22 protein-coding genes are annotated in these 23,641 nt (G+C 71.7%); 14 read left to right on the top strand and 8 right to left on the bottom strand.

Going from position 1 to position 23,641, the window contains the following annotated elements; all coding sequences use genetic code 11:
- The first annotated feature begins 86 nt into the window (after positions 1–86).
- Together WMF39_RS00805 and WMF39_RS00800 are read left to right on the top strand one after the other, a co-directional pair.
- Positions 87–914 (top strand): hypothetical protein, encoded by an 828-nt coding sequence (locus WMF39_RS00805; RefSeq protein ID WP_437743652.1) that lies wholly within the window; start codon positions 87–89, stop codon positions 912–914.
- 128 nt (positions 915–1,042) lie between these two features.
- Positions 1,043–1,810, top strand: coding sequence for a thaumatin family protein (locus tag WMF39_RS00800; protein WP_437743651.1), 768 nt, complete (start codon positions 1,043–1,045; stop codon positions 1,808–1,810).
- 142 nt (positions 1,811–1,952) lie between these two features.
- Here the strand turns inward: WMF39_RS00800 and WMF39_RS00795 are convergent, their stop codons facing one another.
- Positions 1,953–3,974: a hypothetical protein gene (locus WMF39_RS00795; RefSeq protein WP_437743650.1), complete on the bottom strand. Its 2,022-nt coding sequence runs from the start codon at positions 3,972–3,974 to the stop codon at positions 1,953–1,955.
- 508 nt (positions 3,975–4,482) lie between these two features.
- Between WMF39_RS00795 and WMF39_RS00790 the strand changes: the two genes are divergently transcribed.
- The 3 genes from WMF39_RS00790 to WMF39_RS00780 all read left to right on the top strand — a co-directional run bounded on the left by WMF39_RS00790 (position 4,483) and on the right by WMF39_RS00780 (position 5,840).
- The gene (locus WMF39_RS00790) at positions 4,483–4,944 is read left to right on the top strand and encodes a hypothetical protein (RefSeq protein WP_437743649.1); all 462 of its coding nucleotides are present in this window, start codon (positions 4,483–4,485) and stop codon (positions 4,942–4,944) included.
- 371 nt (positions 4,945–5,315) lie between these two features.
- Entirely contained in the window at positions 5,316–5,513 is a 198-nt protein-coding gene (locus WMF39_RS00785) for a hypothetical protein (RefSeq protein ID WP_437743648.1), read from the top strand.
- A 24-nt stretch (positions 5,514–5,537) separates the two neighbouring features.
- Positions 5,538–5,840: a Uma2 family endonuclease gene (locus tag WMF39_RS00780; RefSeq protein ID WP_437748143.1), complete on the top strand. Its 303-nt coding sequence runs from the start codon at positions 5,538–5,540 to the stop codon at positions 5,838–5,840.
- A 202-nt stretch (positions 5,841–6,042) separates the two neighbouring features.
- Here WMF39_RS00780 and WMF39_RS00775 read toward each other — a convergent pair whose 3' ends face one another.
- From WMF39_RS00775 to WMF39_RS00760, 4 genes are read right to left on the bottom strand one after another with little or no spacing between them, the layout of a single operon-like run.
- Positions 6,043–6,564, bottom strand: a complete 522-nt coding sequence (locus WMF39_RS00775) for a hypothetical protein (RefSeq protein ID WP_437743647.1) — start codon at positions 6,562–6,564, stop codon at positions 6,043–6,045.
- Complete coding sequence (locus tag WMF39_RS00770) at positions 6,561–7,463, bottom strand: DUF692 domain-containing protein (RefSeq protein ID WP_437743646.1); 903 nt, start codon at positions 7,461–7,463, stop codon at positions 6,561–6,563. Before WMF39_RS00770 ends, WMF39_RS00775 begins: the two co-directional genes overlap by 4 nt.
- Complete coding sequence (locus WMF39_RS00765; protein WP_437743645.1) at positions 7,460–8,236, bottom strand: hypothetical protein; 777 nt, start codon at positions 8,234–8,236, stop codon at positions 7,460–7,462. Before WMF39_RS00765 ends, WMF39_RS00770 begins: the two co-directional genes overlap by 4 nt.
- A gap of 2 nt (positions 8,237–8,238) precedes the next feature.
- Entirely contained in the window at positions 8,239–8,436 is a 198-nt protein-coding gene (locus WMF39_RS00760; RefSeq protein ID WP_437743644.1) for a hypothetical protein, read from the bottom strand.
- Positions 8,437–8,993: 557 nt separating this feature from the next.
- Between WMF39_RS00760 and WMF39_RS00755 the strand changes: the two genes are divergently transcribed.
- From WMF39_RS00755 to WMF39_RS00745, 3 genes are all read left to right on the top strand, one after another.
- Positions 8,994–9,614 (top strand): hypothetical protein, encoded by a 621-nt coding sequence (locus WMF39_RS00755; protein ID WP_437743643.1) that lies wholly within the window; start codon positions 8,994–8,996, stop codon positions 9,612–9,614.
- Between the two features lie 299 nt (positions 9,615–9,913).
- Positions 9,914–11,029: a hypothetical protein gene (locus WMF39_RS00750; RefSeq protein ID WP_437743642.1), complete on the top strand. Its 1,116-nt coding sequence runs from the start codon at positions 9,914–9,916 to the stop codon at positions 11,027–11,029.
- A 48-nt stretch (positions 11,030–11,077) separates the two neighbouring features.
- Entirely contained in the window at positions 11,078–12,943 is a 1,866-nt protein-coding gene (locus WMF39_RS00745; protein ID WP_437743641.1) for a hypothetical protein, read from the top strand.
- Positions 12,944–12,964: 21 nt separating this feature from the next.
- On the opposite strand, the gene WMF39_RS00740 is transcribed toward WMF39_RS00745, so the two are convergent.
- Positions 12,965–13,360, bottom strand: a complete 396-nt coding sequence (locus WMF39_RS00740) for a zinc-binding dehydrogenase (protein WP_437743640.1) — start codon at positions 13,358–13,360, stop codon at positions 12,965–12,967.
- 163 nt (positions 13,361–13,523) lie between these two features.
- Between WMF39_RS00740 and WMF39_RS00735 the strand changes: the two genes are divergently transcribed.
- Positions 13,524–14,759: a hypothetical protein gene (locus tag WMF39_RS00735; RefSeq protein ID WP_437743639.1), complete on the top strand. Its 1,236-nt coding sequence runs from the start codon at positions 13,524–13,526 to the stop codon at positions 14,757–14,759.
- A 165-nt stretch (positions 14,760–14,924) separates the two neighbouring features.
- Entirely contained in the window at positions 14,925–15,245 is a 321-nt protein-coding gene (locus WMF39_RS00730) for a hypothetical protein (RefSeq protein WP_437548633.1), read from the top strand.
- A 58-nt stretch (positions 15,246–15,303) separates the two neighbouring features.
- Here the strand turns inward: WMF39_RS00730 and WMF39_RS00725 are convergent, their stop codons facing one another.
- A complete protein-coding gene (locus WMF39_RS00725; protein ID WP_437743638.1) occupies positions 15,304–15,810 on the bottom strand; it encodes an RDD family protein in 507 nt (168 codons plus the stop codon).
- 418 nt (positions 15,811–16,228) lie between these two features.
- Here WMF39_RS00725 and WMF39_RS00720 point away from each other — a divergent pair, with 418 nt between their 5' ends.
- From WMF39_RS00720 to WMF39_RS00705, 4 genes are all read left to right on the top strand, one after another.
- Positions 16,229–17,863, top strand: a complete 1,635-nt coding sequence (locus WMF39_RS00720) for a DUF1552 domain-containing protein (protein ID WP_437743637.1) — start codon at positions 16,229–16,231, stop codon at positions 17,861–17,863.
- 295 nt (positions 17,864–18,158) lie between these two features.
- Entirely contained in the window at positions 18,159–19,022 is an 864-nt protein-coding gene (locus WMF39_RS00715) for a DUF6209 family protein (RefSeq protein WP_437743636.1), read from the top strand.
- 55 nt (positions 19,023–19,077) lie between these two features.
- The gene (metG, locus tag WMF39_RS00710) at positions 19,078–21,144 is read left to right on the top strand and encodes a methionine--tRNA ligase (RefSeq protein ID WP_437743635.1); all 2,067 of its coding nucleotides are present in this window, start codon (positions 19,078–19,080) and stop codon (positions 21,142–21,144) included.
- 217 nt (positions 21,145–21,361) lie between these two features.
- Complete coding sequence (locus WMF39_RS00705) at positions 21,362–22,735, top strand: hypothetical protein (RefSeq protein ID WP_437743634.1); 1,374 nt, start codon at positions 21,362–21,364, stop codon at positions 22,733–22,735.
- Between the two features lie 333 nt (positions 22,736–23,068).
- Here WMF39_RS00705 and WMF39_RS00700 read toward each other — a convergent pair whose 3' ends face one another.
- Complete coding sequence (locus WMF39_RS00700; RefSeq protein WP_437743633.1) at positions 23,069–23,548, bottom strand: hypothetical protein; 480 nt, start codon at positions 23,546–23,548, stop codon at positions 23,069–23,071.
- Positions 23,549–23,641: the final 93 nt, after the last annotated feature.

Below are 23,641 nucleotides of genomic sequence, written 5' to 3'. Positions count from 1 at the left end.
CAGGCGCCTCTGCACGGCGCTCTGCGGCGCCGGCGCTCGCGCTCTCGCTGCTCCTGTCGGCTTGCGGGGCTTCGGATCCGCCGCAGGTGCGGGAGACGGGCTGCCCTCGTTGCACCGGGGCCGCGCGAGTCGGCGCGCTCCCGCCGGGTGACATCGACGAGTGCTCCGGTGTCGTCACCAGCGGGCTGCACCCGGACGCGCTCTACGTTCACAACGATCACGGCGATGACCCCCGGTTCTTCGCGATCGGGTTCGGCGGCGCGCTGCAGGCCGAGGTGACCGTGGCCGGCGCGGCCGCGGTCGACTGGGAGGACATCGCGCGCGGGCCTTGCCGTTCGGGCGGGGGCAGCTGCCTCTTCCTCGCGGACATCGGCGACAACGACGGCGAGCGCGACAGCTACACCATCTACGGCGTGCCGGAGCCGGACACGCTCGGAGGAGGGCCGCTCGCCTCGACCGCCGAGGTGTTCGTGCTCTCGTACCCCGACGGAGGCCACGACGCGGAGACGCTGCTCATCCACCCCGCCACCGGAGCGCTCACCCTCGTGACGAAGGTCAACAAGGGCACCTCGAGCGTCTACGAGCTGCCAGCGCTGCCCGCCGCGGGCGCGCCGGCGACGCTCGTCCGGGCGGGATCCATCGAGCCACCCGCCGGGAGCGCCCGCTTCACCAGCGGCGACGTCCACCCGGACGGCACGGGCGTGCTGCTGCGCACCTCATCCCACGTGCTCTACTACCCGATGACACCGGATCAGACGGTGGCGCAGGCGCTGGCCGAACCGCCCTGCGTGCTGCCGTCGCCCGACGAGGAGCAGGCCGAGGCGATCGCGTGGGTGCCCGGCGGATGGGACTACGTGACGGTCGGTGAAGGGAAAGAGGAGCCGATCCACCGCGTGTCCTGCCAGGCGCCCTGAATGGCGCCCGAGATCCCGAGTCCGCGCGGGTCGTTGCTCGCGGCCCGATGAGGACACGGCTTCTCGGTGTACAAGGCTTTCGGTATCCTCATCCTCCTTTCACCACCGAGTCCGCAAGGAGGACCATCATGTCGCGACATGGGAAGACCGCGGCCGCGCTGCTCGCCATGGCGCTGCTCGATGCCGGCTGCGCGTCCCCCGAGCAGGACACCTCCTCCGGCGCGACGGGCGGCGGATCCACCTCGGTCAGCGCCGCGTCCAGCGCGACCGGCGGAGCCTCGTCGAGCGACGCCAGCAGCGCGTCGACAGGCCAGCCGCCCGTCAATCCGGGCGAGGTCGACTGCCGCACGCCCGGTGATGGGAAGTCCACCCTGGCCTTCGTCAACAAGTGCGACCAGCCGCTCCAGTTCCTGGGGAGCCTCATCGACGGCGGGGAGCTCGGCCCGGGGCAGTTCGCGTGCCGCGACGTGGGCACCAGCGAGGAGCCGCTGTCGTCCCTGCGCTACTGGGCATACGCCGGATCGGACCCCGGCGGCGGCCGGCACACGCTGGCCGAGATGACCCTCAACACCGATTTCAACGACTTCGATTGGTACAACATCAGCCACGTGGACGCGCACAACCTCCCGCTGGCGATCGTGCCTGTCGGCCTGCCGGACTGCCGGACGCTGTCGTGCCCGGCGAGCCTGCTCGCAGCGTGCCCGGAGGAGGGTCGCTACAAGGACGCGAGCGGCGCGACGATCTCCTGCGTGAGCCCTGACCGGGACGATCCCGCGAACCCCGTGGCCGCGTACTTCGAAGAGGCATGCAAGGACGCGTATTCGTGGTCGGGCGATGATCAGGAGTCGATGGCCGCCTGCGCCGGGGAAGACTACGACATCGTGTTTTGCCCCTGACGTGCTCCCTCACATCGCGTGCTGCACCCGCACGTCAGGGTCAGCTCACCGCGGATTGGCACCCGAAAGGCCGCTCAGAGGGTGATCCAGAGGCCGGCGAATACATGCTGCCGCACCCCGACGCCGCGGGGCGCCGGGCGGGTCACGGCACCGCGTGGCCGTCGACCCTGAGCTGGAACAGGAAGTACGGCGGGATGCAGGCGCCCTCGCCCGAGCTCGTCCTGGCGCACACGTAGTCCTCGCGGCAGGGCGCCTCGCTCGAGCAGCGCCGCAGGCCCGCGGGCGTGACGTGGCGGCTCAGGCACTCGGTGAACACCGTCCCGCGGGCGAGGCAGCGGTTGAACGGGTCGAGCACGGCGATGGCGCCGCAGACGCCCTCGTCCGGGAGCGCGACGCAGCTGCTCGTGCACATGCCGCCGGGGAACCCGACGGGGCTCGTGTTGCACACCGCCGCGAGCGGGCACGCCCCGGGCTGCGCCGCCGCGGCGCGATCGCGGTGCGGATCGGCGTGGGGGACGACGGCGCCGACCTGGCACGGGTCGCCGACCTCCGGCGCCGCCGGCAGGCAGACGCCGACGGTCGCGCGGTCCTCCTGGGGCGCGTCGTACGCGGAGCACACGAGCCCTTCCGCGCAGGCCCAGCCCGCGAAGCTCGGGTCGCCCAGCCCGCAGCGCGCGCCGTACCCGCCGCGCGCGCCGTCGCCTCGCTCGGGATACGGCACCTCGTCGTCCGGGGCGGCGCCCCGAGCGATGGCCTCGACCACCGCCCGCCGGCGCGGGAGATCGCCCGCGAGGTGCGCGGACTCGACGGTGAACAGCGCGTCGTGGACGCGGCCGGGGGGCTCCTGCCCGAGCAGGTGGAAGCCGGCGACGGACCCGCTCTGGTGGCACCCGGGGCAGGTCATCTGGTCGAGCCGCCGGAGCAGCCCCTCCGGCGAGCGGACGCGCGAGAGGCCGCCGAAGTCGACGCCGGCGAAGTCGCGCGGCTCGAACAGGACACGAAAGGGCCTGTTGGCGCGGCGCGCGAGCCCGTGGGGCGTCGCCGACAGCGCCTTCGTGGCGAGGAACTCCTCGGGCAGGAGCGCGGTCCCCTCGTCGAGGCGCGCGAGGTTCTCGGGGGCCGATAACCACGCGCGCAGCCGCTCGCGCCGCGCCGGGTCGCGCGAGAGCCGGGCGACGTCGGGGGTGTTCTCGAGGGCGAGCGGCGCGTAGCGCCCGGCGCGGGCGTCCCAGCGGAAGGCGCGGAGCACGTACTCCGCGTGCCCGCCGAGGTCCGGACGCACGGTGGAGGGCCAGCGGACGCTCTGCAGGTTCACGACGAGCTGCGCGAGGTGTGCGCGATCCGCGGCGCCCGGGGCGAGCGGGCCCTCGGGCGAGGTGAGAAAGCGGACGAGGTCCGGCCCGGAGAGCGCGCCGGCGCGCGACCAGGCCTGCGCGAGCCGGCGGCACGAGCGCGCGTCGCCGGCGGGCGCGAGCAGCTCGAACGACGCGGTCATCGGGAGGCGGGAGGCGGCGGCGGGGGCCGGCGTGGCGACGGAGGCGCCCGCAGCGGACGTGGCGCCTGCCGCGCCGCCCGGGGTCTTCGCGGCGTAGGCCAGCCGGTACACGAGGCGGGTCTCTCCACAGGCGGAGGCGTCGAACGGGCGGCGATCCATCCGGTTCACCACGCCGATGAGCTCGAAGCGGGCGCCCTCGGCCGAGAGCCACCGCTCGTCGAAGAGGCGGTGCGCGTGGCGCGCGATGCTCGTCCCGCTCCTCGGATCGGCGCGCTGGACCTGCCGCAGGTCGTCGGCGAGCACGCGTGCGATCGAGGCGAGCTCGGCGGTGCGGGAGAGCGCGGAGAGCGAGGCCGGCGCGCGCGGCGCGCCCGTGAGCACCGAGCCGAAGTCGAGGCCCGCGGCCTCGATTTCGGCGAGCACGGCAGGGTCCGTGAGGAGCAGGAGAGGCCGCCCCGGCGGCGCGCTTTCCTGCGGCGAAGCGCCGGGCGCCGGATCACCCGCGGCCGCGCCGGAGGGCGACGGGGCTGGCGGTTGCACCCCCGCCCTGACGACGTCCTGGCGCGACGCGGAGGGGCGCTCGGACGACCACCACGAGCACCCGGCGATGCCGGTGCCGGCCACCAGCGCGGCGAGGGCGAGGGCGCGACGGAGGCCGCGGGCGTCCATGCGGCGAGGCTACACCGAAGCGCGCGGCAGCGCTGAACGGGACCCAGGTCCAGTTCTCCGGGGCAGGAGGCACGGGGGTGCCTCGGGAGGGGGTGGGCACCCTCCGGAGGCACTGGGGTTGCCATGGCCAACTTCGGCACAAGGCGACACGAACCTCGCGCGCCAGATGGAGAAACAACGGCAATCGCGGCACAACGCGCCTGGCGCGGGCTTTGCCTGGGGCGAACGTATGGCGCACCAATCGTCGATGCGAAGATCATGGGCTGCTGTCACCGTCGCGCTGCTGACGGCCGCACTGCTTGCGGCGTGCGGCGCTATCACCGTTGAGGATACCCCGAGTTCCGCATCGACGGCCGGCGCCAGCGGGAGCTCCGGCTCGGAGACAGCTGGTGAGGCCACCGTTGAGCATACCCCGAGTTCCACGTCGACGGCCGGCGCCAGCGGGAGCTCCGGGACGGCCGGCGCCAGCGAGAGCTCCGGCTCGGAGACAGCTGGTGAGGCGTGCGGGATGAATGGGCCTTGCGAGCCGGGGTCACATTGCCTGTTCGCCGACCATGCGTGCGGGACGAGCCCGCCCGACGCCTACTGCCCGGCGGAGTACTGTGCTGTGCCCCGTTCATGCAGCGGCCTGGGCGGTCCACCTGTCTGCGGCTGCGACGGCAAGATCTACGACAACGCGTGTCTCGCGGACTCCGCCGGCGTGGGCACGTCGAGCCTCGGAAACTGTGGGCCCGCACCTCGAGGTCGCTTCGCGTGCGGCGAACTGTTCTGCGAGAAGGCGGCTCAAATATGTGTTGAGAACTATCCCGACGGCTGCGGGTTCACCCGGCACGAGTGCCGCGACCTGCCCCAGGGCTGCGGCAGTGCCAGCTGCGATGAGTGCATCGACCCGTCGGATGAGTGCCTCGATGTCCTCCAGTGCAGCGCGGACGCGAGCGGCGACATCACCGTCACGTGCGCCACCTTCTGACCTCGACGACGAGCGTGTTCGCGCCGCCGGTGCAGCGCACTGACGCTCTCCTCGCAGAGATAGTCCGTGCTGGGATTTACGAACCAGATCCCACGCAGCGGAGCCAGGGACAGCATCCGGATCGACGAACGAAGCCAGTCGGATGGGACCCGAAGGCGGGGAGCGGTGAGAACATGCGACCATGGACCGGAGGTCATGGAGGCCGAGGCCGCGGGTCGCGTGCAGGGACGGATTGCGCATCGATCCAGCGGCGGAAGAGGCGGGCCTCGCCCGGCGGGAAGCTAGACCGGCGCGCGCCGCAACGAACTCGCGGCGATCTTGACGAAGCGAGCAAACCGAGCCGCGTCGCGGTCGACGTACACACACGGCGTGTGGATACTGTCTTCATGCAGCACGCCGCGCTCGCGCGCCGGCTCCGCCACGTTCGCGCGCCTTCCCCGCTCCACTTCCCGGAAGAAGCCATCGAGCCGGAGAGCAAGCGCCACCTCGAGCTCAGGACCCTGCTCTATGTCGTGCTCAAGACCTTCGCGGATCGCGCGTCGATCGGATCCGACCAGCTCGTCTACTAGTCCGCGTCGGATCCGAGCCGATGTCTGGCGCCGGACGCCTTTGTCCGGCTCGGCACCCCTGACACGCCGTTCGGCTCCTGGAAGACGTGGGAGCGTGGTGCCCCTGAGCTCGCCGTCGAGATCGTGAGCGAGCACGACTCGGATCCGCAGACGTGGGCCGACAAGCTCCGCAACTACCACGGGCTCGGCGTGCTGGAGCTCGTCGCGTTCGATCCTGACGCCGCGCCAGGAGAGCGGCTGCGGGTCTGGGATCGCATCGACGACGATCTGATCGAGCGCGTCGTCGAAGGGGAACGCAGCCCGTGCGATGAGGGGAAGCGCTGCTGACGCCCGGCAGGGGTGAGGGGAAGCGCTGCTGACACCCGGCAGGGGTGAGGGGAAGCGCTGCTGACACCCGGCAGGGGTGAGGGGAAGCACTGCTGACACCCGGCAGGGGTGAGGGGAAGCGCTGCTGACACCCGGCAGGGGTGAGGGGAAGCGCTGCTGACACCCGGCAGGGGTGAGGGGAAGCGCTGCTGGCGCCCACAGGTCATCGGGCGCGCGCAGGCGCGGAGCGAGCCTCCATCCAGCGGCGGAAGAGGCGAGCCTCGCCCGGCGGGAAGAAGGCAGTTGGCGGCACCTCGGCGTGGTAGCGCCGGAACGCGGCGCTGAAGTCCGCAGGATCGCTGTCGAACCACGCCTCGGCCTCGGGCGAGCCGCGCAGGAGCCGCTCGAAGCGCAGCCGCGCCACGAGCAGCGCCGACATCCTCACGCCGTCCTCGTCCGCGCCGAGCAGCGCCTTCCGGAGCGCGGGCGGCAGCGCCGGATCCTCGGCCGCGGCGCGCAGCGCGGCCACGGGATCCTCGGCGGTCATCGCGCGGGCCACGAGCGCTTCGTAACGCGCGTGCGCCTGCGCCCCGCTCAGCCGCGCCGGCCGCGCCGCCGCGCCCTCCCCTGCCCTGCCACGGGCCTCCCCTGCCCTGCCACGGACCTCCCCTGCCCTGCCACGGGCCTCCCCTGCCCCGCCGCGGGCCGCGCGCCCGCCGGCCCTGCCGCCGGCCGCGCGCGTCACCCGCGCCTCCCGCGCCGGCCGAGCGCGCGCCGCGCGCGGCGGAGCTCCTCCCGCACGGCGGCCGCGTCGCCCGCGCCGTGCACCGTGCCCTCCATGCGCTCCAGGGTCACCCCGCGAAGGTTCGGGCAGCGCGGCGCCACCTCGTCCAGGAGGCGCCACACCGGCTCCGGCACGGCGTCGTCGTGGCCGTCGAGCCGCAACACCCGGCCCGAAGGCAGCCAGCCCGGATCGCTCGGGCCGCCGCCGGAGAGGTGGATCTCGATCACCCGGGCGAGATCGAGCCGCGCCACGTACTCGGCCGGATCGAAGCCGAAGTTCTCCGCCATGGTGTGGACGTTGTGCAGGTCGAGCAGCAGGTGCGTCCGCGGCGCCCTCAGGATGCGCTCGAGGAAGCGCGGCTCGTCCAGCGGATCGCCGAGCACGAAGTAGCTGACGCTGTTCTCGACGCCGACGTCCGCCACGACGGCCTGCATCGCCCGGAGCGCGCGGCGGGCGACCGCGGCGCCGTGCGCGCTCATGGGCATCGGGAGCGGCAGCCCGGCCGAGAGCCCGGCGGGCGCGCTGATCCCGAGGTGATCGGTGTACCAGCGGAAGCGGAAGATCGCGTTGTCGCGCCGGAGGGCCGCGAGCCAGCGGGCGCGCCGGCCCGCGTCGGCGGCCGAGGCGCCGCCGAGCGACCAGCCGACGCCATGGGCGACGAACGGCCGGTCCGACCGGCGCGCGAGCTCGGCGAAGCGGCGGTGAAAGCCGTTCTCCTGGAGATCGGCCTCGGCGGCGTCCGGCACGCGCCAGAGCGTCTCGGGCGCCACCTCGTAGTAGTCGGCGTCGCGCAGGATCACCTCGGCCAGCAGGTCGAGGAACGCCGCGTCGGGCTGGAGCGTGAGGCCGACCGGGATCAACGCGTGGATGCCCCGCGCCCGTCGACCGAGAAGAAGTACAGGAAGCGCCGTGACTTGGAGGGCACGTGCCCCATGCCACAGGCCATGAGCCCGCTGTCCTTGGCCCCCTCGACGTCGATCCCGCAGCCGCTGGCGATCGCCCAGTGCGCGCCCGCGGGCGGCGCCTTCACGAGCCGCGCGCGCACGCTCGCGGCCCGGGCCTCCACGTTGCGCGCGTCGGCGCCAAGGCCCTTCCGGAGCAGCGCCCCGAGCGCGCCGATCCGCTGCGCGGCGATCGTGTCGTCGTGCTTCAGCTGCTCCTCCCGGCCGCCGCCCGCCATGCGGCGCATTCCGTCGTAGCTCGGGAGCGCGACGTCGAGCTGCGTCGCGACGACAGGCACCTTGTCGGTCCTGACAGCCACCATGAGCGGCTCCCCGTTGCCGGCGCCGGGCACGAGCTTCTTCAGATCGGCCATGGTCGCGCAGACGACCTCGACGCCCGCGAGCGGGGCGAGATCCCCGTCCGCGCCGAAGTTGAGCAGCTCGCCGAACGCGTGACCGCGCTCCCACTTGGCGCTGTCGTCGGCAGGGATGACGAGGACGAGCAGCGCCCTGCTCGCCTGCCGGGCGCGGCGGAACGCGGCCGAGACCTGGACCAGCGACCCCGCGGCGGCCGCCGGCTTGCCCGTCTCGTCGCACGCGGCGCCATCGCCGAACGCGTCGCGGATGAACGCGGGCCACGCGGTGGCCGCGAGCCCTGCTGCAGTCGCTCCCAGCAAATGCCTGCGCTTCATGGTCACTCCTCACCGCCGTTCCCGAGCAGCTCGCTCTCCGCCTCGCCGCGCCCCGCGGGCTCGGGCGCGAGCGGCGCGAAGGCCTCCCAGCCCAGCTGCATCAGCCCATCCCGATCCCGGCCCAGCACGATCGGCGCCGCCCCCGCGGATCGCAGCATCACGCGATCGCCCGCGGCCGAGTACTCGCCGGTCGCGACCACCGCCCCGGTGCAGCGGTCCTCGAGCGTGAAGCCCCCGGACGCGTCCAGGAGGAGCGTCCGCAGCCCCGCGGGCGAGCCAGCGGATCTCGCCCTCGGCGCCGCGGACGTGCGCGAGCATGCCCCCGCGCAGCGCGATCCGCTGCGCGCCCTCCGGGCCGCGCAGCGCGGCCGTCTCTTCCACGTCGAGGGCGACCGGCAGGATCGGCGCCCCTTGCCAGCCGTCGCTGGCCACGGTCCAGCGAGCGCGCGCCGCGGGATCGAGCAGCACGTACGCGGTCGCGTCCGAAGCGTCGATCGGCTGGGCACACCCGGCGGAGAGCAGCGCCGGACAAAGAAGGGAGAACACAAGGAAGAGACCACGACGTCTGGCATCGGGCGGAACCTCCGGGGAGCTGAGACGCCCCACGGCGGTGAAAGTTTCATCGACCACCCCGGGCGCGTCCGGCCCGTGAGGCGGCCGGGGCGCCCCGAGCCTTCACTTCACCTCCACCCCGCGCGCCGGTATAGGAAGCGGGCGGTGTTCACATGAACATGAAGCATCCGGCATCGGAGAAGACGTGAGTTATCCCGCGGAAGGGAACAGCCAGTCCATGTTGGCCTACGTGTTCTGGCACTGGAGGCAACCGCAGGCCGCCGCGGACGAGTACGAGCGCCGGCAGCGCGCCTTCCACGCGGCGCTCGCCGCAGCGCCCGCGCCGGGCTTTCTCCGGTCGTTCAGCGTCGGGCTCTCCGGGGCCCCGTGGGCGGCCGGCGGCGGCGACGTCTACGAGGACTGGTACCTCGTGCAGGATTTCGGTGCGCTCGGCGCCTTGAACGAGGCCGCGGTCTCCGCCAGCCGCTCGGCGCCGCACGACGCGGCGGCCGCGGTCGCCGGCGGCGGGGCCGGGGGCCTGTATCGCCTGCGGGGCGGGGTTGCGCTGAACGCGCCCGGCTACGCCCACTGGTTCGGCAAGCCCGACGGCGTTTCCTACGGTGAGCTGTTCACCCGGCTCACGCCGATCCTGGAGCAAGCGAGCGCCGGCCTGTGGATGCGCCAGATGGTGCTCGGGCCCGGCCGGGAGTTCTGCTTGCACGCGGCGACCTCTGTATCGCTGCCCGCGCCGCTCGATGCGCTCGTCCTCCCGCTCCGGCCAGCCTGGCCGGCGCTCGACGACACGGGCATGACGCCGGCGCGCTGAGGCCCGCGCCCCGCGGCACCCGCCCGCTCTATCCTATGCAGATCGACCTCGCGTTCGTCCCCGGCTTCTCCGCGTCGCTCGCCGGCTGGGAGTCCACGCTGCGCGTGGGCGGCCATGGCGCGGTGAGGTGCCACTGGATCGGGCCGTCGGGCCCCGAGGAGCGAACCGGGACACGCCACGATCTCTTGTTGACCCCGCAAGCCTTCGAGAGGCTGACAGCGCCCGACAGCAGCGAACAGCATGAGCGCTCCGAGGCAGGCTTGCCGACGTGCTCCCGCGTTCCGTGTACACTGCGCGCCATGAACCGCTTCCTGCTGATGAGTGTGCTTGCTTTGTCCGCGTGTAGCCCCGAAGCTCGGGACTTCGCTCCTGGGAGCTCCGATGCCACGAGCTCGGCGACCTCCGGCGGGGGCGGAGGCGACGCCGTGGCCGTGGCCGCGGCGGGGGCCGGGGGCGACACGCCCGGCTGCCAGGATGGCCTGTCCTTCTGCGACGGCTCCTGCGTCGACAAGACGTCCGATCCGGATCACTGCGGCGCTTGCGACCATTATTGCCTGGGAGCGCCGTGCGTGGCGTCGCGCTGCCAGCCCCTCGTCCTGGCGTCGGGCGGCGTCGAGCCGACGGACATCGCGGTCGACGACACCACGGCGTACTGGGTCGATCCCGTCGCTCGACAGGTGATGACGGTGCCTGTCCGCGGCGGCAATGCGGCGTTCCTCTTCGAGGGAGACCCCCCCTTCGCCCCCCAGAGCATCACGCTCGACCCCTCCGGCCAGATCTATTTCACCGACACAGGCCTCGAGATCATCATGATGGCGTCGTACGAGGGCGATTCCACGATCCTCGCGGACGGGCAGACATACGCCATGGGCATCGCGGTCGACGCCGCGAACGTCTACTGGACGAGCGCCGACCAGGGCACCGTCATGAAGGTGCCCATCGCGGGCGGCGCCCCGGTCGCGCTCGCGGAGGGGCAAGACTCCCCGCTCGGCATCGCCGTCGACGCGACCCACGTCTACTGGGTGAACGAAGGAGGCACGGTGATGAAGGCGCCTGTCGCGGGCGGCGCCCCCAGCGCGATCGCGGACGGGCAGCTCAAGCCGCAGGACATCGCCGTGGACGCCGCCGCCGTCTACTGGACCAACGACGGAGGCACCGTGATGAAGGCTCCGCTCGAGGGCGGCCCCCCCGTCGCGCTCGCGGAGGGGCAGCGCAACCCGCGGAAGCTCGCGATCGACGCCGAGAGCGTGTACTGGACGAACGACGACGGCAGCGTGAAGAAGGTGCCCATCGGAGGCGGCGATCCCGAGACGCTCGCGACGGGGCAAGATCATCCGCTGGGCATCACCGTGGACGCGACCAGCGTCTACTGGACGAACAGCGCCGCAGGCACGGTCATGAAGCTCCCGAAGTGACACCCCGCTTGCCAGGGGCCCGGCTCGAGCGCGACGATCGGCGCCTCCATGAAGCGCGCCGCCCTCCTCCCGATCGCCCTCCTCACCGCGTGCGCCGGCGCCCCGGCTCCCCAGCGTGCTCCTGTCGCGCCGCTGCTCGCGGCGCCGCGCCCCGCCGTCGCGCCCGCGGGCGCGGCGGCGCAGCCCGCGAGCGCGCCGGCGGAGCTCGCCTTCGTGCTGAGGATCGCCCATCCGAAGCGGACCTGGGCCAACGCCGCGCAGCTCCTGCCGAGCAGCGCGCTCGTGTTCACCATGGGCTCGACGGACCCCACGAAGATGCTCGAGCCAGCGGTGGGCCCGGACCTCGCCGGGATCGTCGATCTGGACAGGCCGCTCGACGTCGCCTTCCTGGGCACCACGGGCGATCACGCCGTTGCCTCCCTGTCGGTCGCGGAGCAGGAGGTGCCGCGGCTGGCCGATCGCTTCGTGCTCAAGGAGATCGAGGAGCACCCGGGCCTGTTGCGCGTCGAGCGCGCGCGTGACGCCGATCCCGACGAGGAGGCGCCGCCCTGGGCCTGCGCCTTCGATCCCGGCGAGCGGCGGGACGGCGCGCGCCTGCTCTGCGGCACGGACATGGGGGACATCGAGGCCGCCGCGGCCTACCTCGTCCAGGTCGTGGCCCGGAAGCCGCTCGACGCGGACGCCCGGATCGAGCTCTCGGAGCGGACCCTCCGCCAGGCCGTGGAGGAGGCGAGCGCCGCGGGCGACGCGGACGAGGACGACGGCCGCGCCGGGGCGCTGGGCGAGGAGCTCGCCGCGGGGTTCCTGCGCGACATCGAGCGGTTGAACGTCGACCTCACGTGGGGCCGCGCGGACGTCGAGGTCGGCCTCACGCTGCGCTTCGCGAGCCGGCGCTCGCCCCTCACGCTGGCCTTCGTGCCGGCCGCGGCGCAGGACGCCGCGCCGCCGCCGGCGTTCTTCCGCCTCCCGGCCGACACGGCGGTCGCGTTCCACACGCAGGGCGCGTCGCGCGCCGAGCTCGCCCCGCTGCGGGCGTCCGTCTTCAAGGCGCTGCGCGACGACATGATCGACGACGGCTACGACGAGGCGCGGCTCGATCAGGTCCTCGATCGCCTCGGTAAGCTGGCCTTCACGGGCGGCCCCCTCGTCGTCGGCGCGGGCGCGAACGGCGCGGCGGCGGAGAAGGCGCTCGCGGCCTACCAGCGCGACAAGGGCGCGCCGCGCGCGGGAAAGGCGGCGCGCCTCGCGCTCCAGGGGTGGGTGCTGGCCTCGGTCGAGGAGCCGGCGCAGACCTGGATCTCCGGGGTGAAGGAGCTCCTCCAGCGCGGCGATGAGCTCGACAAGTTCAAGCGGAGTGCGCCGAAGGACGGCGCTCGCAAGGACGACGAGGACGAGCAGAACACGACGCACGCCTTCGTCCGCGCGCCCGCCACGCTGCCTGCGGGGACGCTCCACGTCGAGCTCCGCTCCAGGCCGCTCACGAAGGGCGCCCCGCCCGCGCACACGACCCACCTCTATGTCGTCCCCGCCGGCCAGCGGACGTGGCTCGGGATCAGCGAGGACGACGCCGCCCTGGTGGCTCGGCTGCGCGTCGCGGTGGATCCGGGGCGCGACGAGGGCACGCTCGGCGCGGCGCCGGACATGGACGTGCTGCGGAGGCGCGGGACGCTGGCCGGCGGGCTCTTCTCGCTGGCTGGCTTGGCGCTGCTCTCGGCGAACGGCGACACGCCGGAGGCGCTGGACGAGGCCGCCAAGGACCTCGCCGCGCTCGCGGCGCTGCCGGCGCGGGGCGGGGTCGCGACCCCGCTCGCCGTCACCTCCGAGGTGCTCGGCTCCGGCGCGGCCCGCGTCGACGTCCGCGTACGGCTGACCCACGCCGGGATCCAGGACGCGATCGCGCTCCTCGCCCGCTGACGTGCCCCGCGCGCCTCGCGGTCAGCCCCACCCCTCCAGCACCAGCTTGCCCACCGCCTGCCCCGACTCGATGCGGGCGTGCGCGGCGCGCAGGTTCGCCGCGCTGATCCGGCCGAAGTGCTCGCGGCGCGTCGTGCGGACCCGCCCCTCGTCGACCCACGCCGCCACGCGCGTGAGGATCGCCCGCTGCGCGGCCATGTCCGCGGTCTCGTAGAGGGACCGCGTGAACATCAGCTCCCACGCGAAGGTCGCGCTCTTCGACATGAGCTTCCCGAGATCGAGCGGCGCCTTCGCCTCGACGATCCCCACGATGCGCCCGCGCGGCGCCACGAGGTCCGCCATCGTGTCCCACCACGCCTCGGTGCTCTGCGTATCGAAGATGAGCTCCACGTGCTGTATCCCCGCGGCCTCGAGCAACGTGACCCTCGCCGGCGGGACGGACAATCCACGCGTGGCGACGAAGATTCATGAATTCCGTTCACAGATCGACCCGGTCGCAACCTTGCCACTGCCTCTCTCCGCAGGTTACGTCTGTTACTTCTACGACATGCGAAGAGGCTTACTCCAGTTTCTCTTGTTCATGAGCGCTGGCCTCGCGTGCCAGCCAGCCCCCTCTGCGTCGGACACGGGCGTCGAGGAGCCGCTCCCCGACGACGGCGCAAACGCCAACCCGCTCTGCCCCGACCCCGTCGAACCGGAGACCAGCGAGGTCGCGGCGCTCTCGCTCCCGGCGCGAACGATATCGACGCTGACTGGCGCTTACATCGCGAGCGACCAGCGCTCGACGCGGACGCGCATGGTCGTGGAGGGCCAGGCCGCGCTGGCGCTCGGGCCCGACTATCCGAGCTCCGTGACGATGGCGCTGGATTCGGTCGTCGACCCGCGCTGCTGCTGCAATCCGATCCCGGGCGCGATCACCATTGACCAGATAGGCGCCATCCAGGGTGCGATCGCCGTCGAGCAAACGGGGCCCACGACGTTCTCTGTCCGCGTGAGCGAGGAGGGGACATCGACCTTCGAGGTCTCGGGCGTGCTCGCGGTGCCGGAGGGCGGCCTCGACGCGTGCTCCGCGTACGACGACACCCGCGAGCTCCCCGTCACGCTGTTGATGACCGTCCAGGCGGCGCGCCCGCGCTGGCAGATCGAGATACCGGCCGAGTGCGGCGCGAGCGCCGTCATCCAGTCGAACCGGCCTCTCCCGATCACCACGGCGGCGTTCGACGCGGCGGGCCTGCGCTTCTCTCCACAGAACGTCGAGCACCCGGCGGTCGACGTGGTGGGGACCGGCGTGGGGCTCCGGGTGCGCGAGGGGGGCGCGCCCTCCGATATCGTCGCGACCGGGGACGGCAGCGTCGTGATCACCCCGGCCGACGGCGGCGCATCGCGCGAGGTCTCGGTGATCCCTGCCGCCCGCATCGACGCCATGGACGTGGTGTTCGCGATCCCGGGCGTCGCGGGGGGCGAAAGGGCCCTCGTGGATGGCGAGACGCTCGATGGGTTCCACCGCACGGGGAACCGGGTGGTCGCCGTGATCTCCGGGCTCGCGTCCGGCGGTGTTCCGCTGTGCAGCGAGGCGAGGACCGAGGATTTCGAGGTGACGTCGTCCACGCCCGAGGCTTGCGCCGTCGATGGCCGGTTCTGCGAGAGCAGCGAGATCCCCAGCGGCGATCTGCTGACCCGCTCCGCGGAGGTCATCGCCGATGGGACGTGCGCGGTGCGCGTCGATGCGCCGGCATTCGCCGGCGGGGCCGGCCTGGGCGCGGAGATCTCCGTGACCCTGAAGGGCACCGAATCGATGATCGATCTCACGCCCTAGGTTTACCTGCCGCTCGTCGAGGAGCGGGGCGAGCCGGGAGAAATCCAGACCCTTCCACGCGTCGGTCCGAGGTGGGCCCTGTCTTCTTCCTTGCATGTGAACGCCGCCACAACGTACTTTTTGATGCGAGAGCGGTCTCCGCTCGAACAGCTCGAGGAGATCACCATGCCCTGGTATGTCTATTTCGCGTACTTCTTCGGCGGGGCGTTCCTCGCCAATGCGCTCCCCCACTTGATCGCCGGCGTGTCCGGCCAACCGTTGCAGACCCCGTTTGCATCACCGCCATTCAAGGGGTTGTCGCCGCCGGCGGTGAACGTTGCCTGGGCGCTGGCCAACCTCGCCTTCGCGTATCTCTTGCTCGTGCGCGTCGAAGCCCTCGACCTCCGGAGCTGGTCTGACGTTGGTGTCTGTTTTCTCGGGTTCGGCGCCATGGCCCTCCAGTGCTCTCGTTCTCTCGCTCGCATTCGCAAGCAGGCCGTCCCCTGACCTGCCCCGTCGCGAGGCGACCACCGCTCGTCCCCACAGGAGCTCGGCGCACCCCCTCTCAACGTGCGTCGTCAGCGCCGCGCACGAGGATGACGCGGGTCTTCGACAGCCCGTCGTGCAGGCCCACGGGCGCGTCGCCCCGCTTCAGGAACGTGAACGCCTCGAAGGGGATGAACCGGCACAGGGTGCGGATCGCGATCCGACCGATGCCGGCGCGGCTGCCGTCCTCCATCACGACCCGCGTGCCAGTGACGAGCTTGCCCAGCGTGGCGCCGAAGAGCGCCTCCATCGAGACATAGTACACGAACATCATCACGAGACCGAGCAACGTATCGTTGGCCTGCTCGAACACCTCGGCGCCCCCGAGGAGCCCGAAGATCACGCCCACGAGGAACGTGAACAGCATCAATCCCATGTAATCGACGATGAGGTTCACGAACCGCCGGCCGCCGCTCGCGAGCCGCAACCGCGAGCGCGCCTCCGGCTGCAGCGCCGCGGGTGCGTCTGCCTTGGGTGCTTCGTAGGGGTTGTAGCTCTCGGCGGGCTGGGCGGTCGGAGAACTCATGAGACCTCTCGATGCGGGTTGGGTGACGTCGCGGCGCAGCGCTCGAGGGCAGGCTGCCCTGGAGTCGACGCGCCCAAGCGCATGCTACGCCCCGTATGCGGCGGCGTGAAGGCAGCCCCGGCGACGGCGATGAACGATCAAATCGGCGTCGCTTTTCGGAGCGTGGACGGATCGCAAGGGCGACCGGTGCGCTCTCTGCGCTCTCGAGGACTGCCGCGACGTGCCGGGCTGCCGCGTCGCGCGCTGATCGCGGGGCATCCTTCCGCTCCACGAGCGCTCCCGGCCGAGCGAAATCCAAATACGTTCACGGGCCTGCGGGCATTGTAGGGGTGACGGAGACGTGGCGAACGCGGGCATCCGGAGGGCGTTCCGGGTGTCAGCCGGGCGTTATCTCCACTGAGGCAGGAAAAATACGATCATGGCAAAGCGCGTGAACCGAAGAATTTTCCTCCGGGGGCTGGGCGGAGCTTGCGTCGCGGCGCCGTTCCTCGGCTCGATCCTCGACCGCTCCGTGATGGCGCAGCCGGCCACGCCACCGAAGCGGCTGATCGTGATGTACACGCACTATGGCTGCATCACGACGCGGTGGTTCCCGAAGAAATCGCACGGACCGCTCACCGCGGCGGACCTCGAGTCGACGACGCTCAAGCACCTGGCGCCTTACGTCGACAAGCTCCTCATGCCCCGAGGCATCCGCGCGATGAACGAGTGGACGGCGACGATGGTTCGGGGGCAGGGGAACGATCACCACACGCAGGTGGTCGGGTCGTACTTCACTTGCCACCCGGTCACTCCCAACAGCAACGACCCGTTCAGCTTCAACCAGGCGACGAAGTTCAACGCCAAACCGACCGGTCCCTCGCTGGACCACGTCATCGCACGACAGCTCAGCCCGCAAGGCACTCCGTTGCTCTTGAACACGGGTGGTCAGAATGACAACTCTCAGTCGGCGATCTCCTACTCCGCCGCCGAGACCCTCTTCAGGGGCCTCGACGCGCAGCAGGCCTTCAGCAGCCTCACGGGCGTCTTCGAGGCGGGGAAGCCGCCGTCTCCGGACACCTACGCGGCGATGCGCGGCAAGAGCGTCCTCGACATCGTGAAGGACGATCTGCAGAGGCTCGAGCGGTTCGACATGAGCCGTGCCGACAAGCAGAAGCTCGCAGCCTGGAAGGAGCTCCTCCACTCGACAGGAAACGTGGTGGCTTCTGCGCAGTGCGACACGTCCCTCGCCACAGCGCTCGGCGTGACGCAAGAAAACATCGACCTGGCGAGCACAACCCCGCTCGGCGAAGACCGGCTGATGCAGCGAATCTCGGACAGCCTGGACGGAGCCGACCTCTATTCGAACCTCGCCGTGCTCGCGGCGGCGTGCAACGCGAACCCCGTCATCTTCCTGAAGTACCCCGGGAACTACAGCTTTACGGGGCTCGGCCTGACGCAAGAGAGCGAAGGTCTCTCGAGTCGCTTGGACAGCGCGGGAGTGCAGGGCCCCTGCGTCCCGGGTGTGATTGACATGCTCCTCGAGATCGACGACTTCTATGCAAGGAAGTTCGCCCACCTCGTCGGGCAGCTGAACCGTATCGACGAGGGCGACGGGACGCTCCTCGACAACTGCGCGGCCGTCTGGCTCCAGGAGATGTCGGACGGCTGCGCCCTCAACCTCAACAACCTGCCGATCGTCCAGGTCGGCAGCGCCGGCGGCTATTTCAAGACCGGCTGGGCCGTGAACGTCGATGACGGCTCGCCCGATCTCACGACCGGCAACAGCGAGATCACGTGTGCCGAGGGCGCTCCGCAAGAGGTCGACGGGTACTCCCAGGAAACGGGGACCGATCCGTCGCTCGCCAACGCGCCGATCAACAAGTACTACTGCAGCTTGATGAACGCCCTCGGGGTCAAGGCAGGCCCGGATGGTTTCCCGGCGAAGGGCGGTTCGGCGCCGGTGACCCACTTCGGCATGTACGACCGGACGGAAGACTTCATCGGTGGCGGGACCAATCCCCCCACCATCCACGATCCAGGCGAGTTCACCGAGCTCAGGGCGAACTCCTGAGCGGTCTCGTCCCCGAGCCTGTCGCGCGCCCGGGTCATGAACGCGCCGCGGGCGAGCGACCACCGCAGCCCGACACGACGGCTCGGTCACGGCGGGCTCCCCAGGCCCAGCGCTTGACAGCTGGGCCCGGTTTGGGTCCGTGCCGTCCGAGGGGACGCGATCGGCCGTCACGCCCCCCCGAAACCGCACCCGCGCGATCGGCCGACGCGCGATCGGCGTTCACGCCGGCCGAAACGTCGCCCCGCTTGCATTTGCTGCCCGTTCCTGGCTACGCGTCCATGCAAGGAGGGTCCCGATGGCAACGACCGCTGTTCTCCAGTTCCTGCCTGACTGGCAGCACGCGCAGCAGGGTCCGATCGAGCGCGGGGGGAAGCTCAGGATCGAGTATGAGCTGAGCCGCCTATCGCGCTGCTTCACGACGTGGCGCGGCGCCGAGATCGGCGACATCACCGCCTACGTCCGCTTTCACCCGCGCGGCGCGATCGTGCAGGGGAGCGTCGTCGAGGAGGTGCGGGCCCCGGGGAACCCGCCCGGGCACGTCGTCGCGCACAGGCCCGCGGCCCTGGAGATCTCGGTGCCCGACGACGCGACCCAGGCGGAGATCTGGTTCCACGGCTTCTCGCAGACCAGCCGCCGGTGCGAGGCGTGGGACACGCGCTTCGGCGACAACTACTGGTTCGACGTGGGCGGCCCGCCGCCGCGGATCCCGGCGCAGCCGGTCGTCTACCGCGCGGGGGCGCAGCGGCGCCCCGACATCACGAACGTCCGGGCCTTTCGGGTCTCGAAGGTCTACGCGTTCCCGAGGCCCGCGCAGGGGCCGATCGCGGGGACAGACATCCAGAACCACCTGGACCTCGACGCGTGGGTCAGCCATTCGGCGTGGGGCGCCAGCGCATGGATCGATGTCCACGTGTTCGACGGCCACGACGCGCTCGTCCACGCCGAGACGATCCCGCTCGTGTATACCGGGTGGGGCCCGAACCAGCAGTTCAGCTTCGCCGGCAAGATTTTCCAGGGATCCACCGCGACGCCGGGCTCGGTGTCGCCACGGCCGGACGCGCGCAAGGTGCAGATCCGGCTCTATTACGAGATCGACGGCCAGGTGTTCACGGATGGAGTCCTGCACCAGGCCGAGCTCCCCGAGGACGCGCTGATCTGATCGGCGCCGCGCCGGCTCGCCGCGGGAGAGCGCCCCATGCTAAGAGGGCGCTGCCATGGCGAGCCGCTTCTACGTCACGACGCCCATCTATTACATCAACGACGTCCCGCACCTCGGCACCGCCTACACGACGATCGCCGCGGATGTGCTGTGCCGCTACCACCGGCTGCGCGGCCACGAGAGCCGCATGCTCACCGGCACGGACGAGCACGGCCTCAAGATCCAGCGCGCCGCCGAGGCGCGCGGCGTCGCGCCGGGCGCCCACGCCGACGAGATCGCCGCCGTCTTCCGCGCCACGTGGCCGAAGCTCGGCTGCGCTCCCGACGACTTCATCCGCACGAGCGAGCCGCGCCACAAGAAGGCCGTGCAGGAGCTCTGGAGCCGGATCAAGGCGCGCGGGGACATCTACCTCGGCCACTACGAGGGGCTCTACTGCGTCGGGTGCGAGGCCTACTACACCGAGAAGGACCTGGAGCAGCCCGGGAACGTCTGCCCGCTGCACAAGAAGCCCGCCGAGAGCGTCAAGGAAGAGAGCTACTTCTTCCGCCTGTCCAGGTACGGAGACGCGCTGCTCGATTATTACAAGCGCAACCCGACCTTCGTGCAGCCGGCGAGCCGCCTGAACGAGGTGGTGAGCTTCGTGCGCGAGGGGCTCCAGGATCTGTCGGTCTCCCGCACCACGTTCCAGTGGGGCATCCCCGTCCCCGACGACCCGAAGCACGTCATGTACGTCTGGTTCGACGCGCTGGCGAACTACATGACCGCCCTCCGGGAGCCGGAGGACAACACGCGCTTCTGGCCCGCGGACGTGCACCTCGTCGGCAAGGACATCCTGCGCTTCCACGCCGTCTACTGGCCCGCATTCCTGCTCTCGGCCGGCTACGGCGAGGCGGAGCTGCCGCGCCAGGTCTTCGCCCACGGGTTCCTCACGTACAGCGGGCAGAAGATGTCGAAGACGCTCCGCAACACCATCAGCCCCGTCGAGGTGGCGGCCGCCCTCTCCGAGGCGGCCGCGGCGGCCCTGCCCGGCGGCCCGGGCGCGGAGGCCGGCGCGCCCCTCGTCGGGGCGGACGTGGTGCGGTATTGCCTGATGCGCGCGATCTCGTTCGGCCAGGACGGCGACTTCAGCCTCCAGGACGTGCTGTCGCGGTATGGCTCGGAGCTCGGCAACGCGCTCGGTAACCTGCTGAATCGCGTGCTCCCGTTCGCCGAGGAGGTGCCCGCGAAGGGGGCCTTGGGCCCGCTCGAGGAGGAGCTCGCCGGGGCGCAGCGGCAGGCCGCGGCGGCCGCGGCGACGGCGTTCGACGCGAACCAGCCGACGCGCGCGCTCGACGCGATCTGGACGGTGATCGCCGCGGCGAACCTCTACGTCGACAAGGCCGCTCCGTGGGTGGCCAAGAAGACGGACCCGGCGCGCCTCGGGACGATCATCGCGACCTTGATCGAGCAGCTCGAGGCGATCAGCGTGATGATCTCCCCCGTGATGCCGGTCGTGGCGGGCAGGATGCGCGAGCAGCTCGGGCTGCCGCCGATCGCGTTCGAGGAGGGCAGCGATCGCTGGCCGATGGCGCTCCCCTCGCGAGCCCCCGGCGACAAGCTCCGCAGGGGCTCGCCCATCTTCCCGCGCCTCGAGAAGGAGAAAGAGGCCGAGCTGCTCGCCCGGTTCGCCCCGCCACGGCCGGACGCCGAGCCGGGGAAGGCCGATGCGCAGGCCGGCGCGAAGGCCGATTCGAAGGCCGCGCCCGGGGCGAGCGGCGGCGCCGAGGTGGCCGCCCCGCCGGCGCGCCAGGGCAAGAGCCCCGTGGCGTTCGACGATTTCGCCCGGCTGGACCTCCGGATCGGCGTGGTCACGAGCGCTGAGCGCGTGAAGAAGAAGGACCGGCTGCTCGATCTGCGCGTCGACACCGGCGACGGCGCCCCGCGGCGCATCATCTCGGGCATCGCGGCGAGCTACGCCCCGGAAGAGCTGGTGGGCAAGCGGATCGTCGTCATCTGCAACCTGCCGCCGCGCGACTTCGGCAAAGGGCTCGTTTCCGAAGGCATGCTGCTGACCGCCGAGGTCGAGGGGCGAGTCCGCACCATCACGGTCGAGGACGCCGCGCCGGGCACGCCGGTGCTCTGACACCGCACGTCGGCACGCGATTTACAGCGCAGCTTACAGCGCAGCGACACGACGGGAGCGAAACACCGGCCGCAGCGGCCGCGCGGCGAGCGCGCCGCGCCGCGCCGCGATCGTGCTTTTCGCGCCGGTGGGCGGGGGACCACCGGGGATGCAGGTCCGCGCGCCGGGGGGCGTGCTAGAACTGGTCGATGCGCGCTTGCCTTGGCACGAGGAGGCGGTGAGCATCTCCCTGCGGGGGCGCGATGCCGTGGCCCTGGCCATGGCGGTCGCGGCGCACGCCGCGATCCTCGCCGCGCCGACGCCGGAGCGGCCTCCGGAGGGCCCTGCCGAGCCGTCCGCGATCGTGGATGGCATCGATTTCGAGCTGGAATCACCGGCTCCCCAGGCCGCAACCGCGGCGCCGGCCGGGGGCGAGCCGCTCGCGGGCGAGCCGGAGGCGGCCGGCGAGATCGGCAAGGCCGCTCCGGCCGAGAAGGCGCAGGCGCCCGCGCCGGGCGCCGCAGCGGCCAAGGTCGCCTCGATGGAGCGCGCGAGACCGGTGCCGGCCTCCCCCGCCGCCGAGCCGAAGGCCGCGCCTCCGGAGACGGCGCCGCCCGCAGCCGGAGCCGCCGCCCGGCCTGCGGCCGAGGCCGCCGCGCCCGCCGAGGCCCCTGCGCCCGCCGCAGAGGCCCCGGGGGCCCCGGGGACGGCGCCGCCCGGCGACGAGTACGGCGGGGCGCCGCCCGCCGAGGGCGGGGGCATCGCGCTCGCCCCAGGGCTCGGGACGCCCCTCTGGACCGTGCCCGGCGTGCTCCCCGGCCCTGACGCGCCGCGCGCCGCCCCGACGGCCGCCCCGCGCGCTCGCCCGGTGGATCCGGCGATCGCGGGCACGGTGCTGAACGAGACGCTGCACAGCAAGGACAAGAGCGTGGGGATCAGCGTCCCCGCCGCGGGCGCGGTGGCGAGCACCCTGGCGGACATGGTGCGCTCCTCGGCCGCGCCCCTCGACGCGAGGGCGACCTTCGAGGTCAAGCTCGGCGCCGACGGCCAGGTCCTCGGCGTCCGGCTGGTGAGCGCGTCGGCCGGGGACGGCCCCACGTGGGATCGCATCGTGGACGGGGCCAAGGGGGCGCTCGCCGGGAGCGCGCTGCAGATGGGGCCTGACCGGCAGCCGGTGACCGTCACGGTCAAGGTCCAGTCCAAGGTGCAGTATCCGTCCGGCAGCAGGAAGAAGCCCAAGCCGGAGCTCGTGTGCGCCGAGGAGGTGCTCGAGCAGCTCCAGCAGGCGATGGAGGATCCGAGTCGGCTCGGCCAGCTGCGCGGCCCGGGGGACGGCGCGCCGCCGGCGGGCGACATGGATGAAGAAGAGCGGAAGAGGATGTTCTGCATCCCTCTCGGGCTCCGCGTCAAAGGCGATCTGTCCGACGTCGGCGCGCACAAGGTCAACGTGGTCTCGGCGTCGTTCGCGGTGAAGCGCGAGGGCGAGCGCGCCCTGCCGCACGAGGACATCCTGCCGATCGACACGCGCGTTCCGTGGGCGCCGAAGGACCCGAACAAGACGAAGCTCCCGCCGCCAAAAAAGAAGAAGTGGAAGAAGAAGAAGGAGCCTTGAGGGCCCCGGCCTGCTCACGACTCGCCGGTGGTCATCTCGGCACGGACGTCCTCCCAGGGGACGCCGGTGGGGCCTTCGAGATCGAGACGATCCAGACGGCGGTCGAGCTCAGCTCGGAGCTCGGAGCTCAGGAAGCGACTCGCCTCGCGTGATCGCGAAGGAGGGGGGTGTCGCGCCGCAGCGTGGGAGCATCACGGCGGGCGTCGTCAAGCTCAGCACCGGGTTACGCAGCTCATCCCGACCGTGGAGGACGCACCTGCCTGCGTTCCGTCATCGATGCGGGCTACCCAGGCGCGTGCACTGGCCGGTCTGGCGTCGTCTGTCGCAGCCCCATCAGCGCGCGAAGGCCTTGATGTCGGCGAGCGCAGACGTGTACTCGGCCATTGCCGCCGAGATCGTTGCGGCTTGCCGCTCGAGCGCCGATGCACATTCGAGCGCCTCGCGCTGCCGGCAGAGCGCTTCGCGCGCGATGACATCGTCACCCGCTCGAACCGCGAGCATCGCGCGTCGTTCCCATTCCCTGGCGTTCGCAGCCTCCTGCGCAGCCGCTCGTGCCAGCTCCGCCCCGTATCTCTCAAGTGATTCCAGACGGCGTTGAGCCTCTTCAAATCGACGAGCTCCCTCGTCCTCGGCGCTCGGCTGAGCCTTCAAACCACGTCGAAGCTTTGAAAGGACGCGAGTAAACCAATGAGGTTCCCTTTCCGGTGCCCGCACAGGCGTGAGCCGAGCAGCAACTGCAGCATCATCGATACGCTTCAACTCGCGTTCAATTCGCTCGGCGAGCTTGGCAAACTTCTCGGCATGGGAATCCATCTCGATTGAACCCCCTGCTTCTCATCTTATGCCGGATCCACGTCCGTTGGAAGACGGGTACCACCCATCTTTTTCTGGAACCACGTCCACCTG

Origin of the sequence: Sorangium sp. So ce1504 (genome assembly GCF_051521635.1) — a bacterium.
GTDB classification, from domain to species: Bacteria; Myxococcota_A; Polyangia; order Polyangiales; family Polyangiaceae; genus Sorangium; species Sorangium cellulosum_B.
This window is presented reverse-complemented; position numbering and strand designations above follow the sequence as displayed.